Raw genomic sequence first — 1,390 nt, forward strand, 5'->3', positions numbered from 1 at the left:
AGATGTGTATAAGAAGCAGGTGGTGGAGCTGGTGGTCACCGACCACGGCACCGGATTCCCGCCCGAGGTGCTGGCGAGCGGGGTCGGCCGGATGCGGTCGCTCGCCGTCCACGAGCGGCTGCTGCGGGAGCGGGGCGGGGCGCTGCGGGTGCAATCGGTCAGCGGGCTCACGCAGGTGACGCTCACCCTCCCGATCGCATCGGCCACCCGCGCCCCGAAGAAGCCATAGAGCACATGCCGAGGAGATCAAGGGGGGCGTCCGTCATGACGTCGGCAACCGAACGGGACGACCGGCAGCCACTGCAAGTGGCGGTGGTCGAAGACCACGAGATGACCAGACGCGGCCTGGTGGACGCGCTCAACGACGACCCGCGGCTCACCGTGGTCAGCGAGGTCGACTCGGTCAGAAAGCTGCGCATCAGCGGCGCGGAGTACGACGTATGCGTGGCCGACCTGATGGGGGTGGCGACGGCCGAGGAGTTCGCCGAACTGGTCCGCCGCTCGGATGTCGTGGTGTGCACCGCGGCCGAGCAGTGGCGGCAGCGGGTGGCCCCCTGGGTGTGCGGGGCGAAGGCGGTGTTCGGCAAGACCGTGGGGCCCGCCGTGCTGGCCAACGCGGTCTGGGACGCCCGCCACCACCCGCACTGGCTCAAACCCCATCTGGCCTCCGCCCTGGAGACGGCGGTGCGCGAATGCGGGCTGACCCTCCCGCCCTACCTCGCCGAGGTGCTGTTCAAGACGGCCCGGGGCGGGCGGGTGCCCTGGATCCTGGAGGAGCTGGGCGTCGACGAGGACCAGTACCGCAAGGACCTGTCCGCCTTCCGGCAGCAGTGCGTCCAGGCCGGCCTCGGCCAGCTCACCCTGCTGGACGCCCTCTACATGGCCGCGTCGGCCGAACAGGCCCCGCCCCGCGAGCCCGTGGTGTTCTCCGACTGGGCGGCGGGCCTGAGCGAGGGCCAGGTCCGGGTGCTGGAGTGGTACGCGGACGGCTACTCGTACGAGGAGACGGCCGCCGCGCTGAATGTGAAGGTCTCGACGGTCAAGACACAGATCGACCGGGCGTTGACGGCCTGCGGGATCAGCTCGAAACCCGCCGACGTCCGGATGATGTTCGCGATGTACGTATGCTCCCGGCACACCAACCCCGACCTGCTGCTGCGCCGGCTCAACGCCCTGGGCGCGCATCCGCCCGGCAGGCTCACGGCGGAACGGTGACAAAGCGGGCGGCCTGTCGGTTTCTGTCCCGGTCGAGCAGGGCCCTGTCGTACCAGAGGACGACACGGGAGGGCGCGATTGCCCGCCCTCCCGGGGGACGAAGAGTGACAGGCGCGACGAGGAGCATCGAGGCAAGCCCCCGCAGGGTGTGCGGGGTCCGGGGGAGCCGGGGAAC

General features: G+C 70.7%; 2 protein-coding genes. Both read left to right on the top strand.

What is annotated here, in order from left to right; all coding sequences use genetic code 11:
• Positions 1–229: hypothetical protein (locus CCN51_RS33800; RefSeq protein WP_245881723.1), on the top strand; the 229-nt coding region annotated here is incomplete at its 5' end.
• Between the two features lie 35 nt (positions 230–264).
• Positions 265–1,215 (top strand): response regulator transcription factor, encoded by a 951-nt coding sequence (locus tag CCN51_RS33805; protein ID WP_014176975.1) that lies wholly within the window; start codon positions 265–267, stop codon positions 1,213–1,215.
• The last annotated feature ends 175 nt before the right edge of the window (positions 1,216–1,390 follow it).

It is taken from the genome of Streptomyces milbemycinicus (assembly GCF_002154605.1).
Classification (GTDB): Bacteria; Actinomycetota; Actinomycetes; order Streptomycetales; family Streptomycetaceae; genus Streptomyces; species Streptomyces milbemycinicus.

What these genes read in the sequence shown, in the direction of transcription:
- CCN51_RS33805 (WP_014176975.1), top strand. Translation starts at nt 265, where the DNA reads ATGACGTCGGCAACCGAACGGGACGACCGGCAGCCACTGCAAGTGGCG.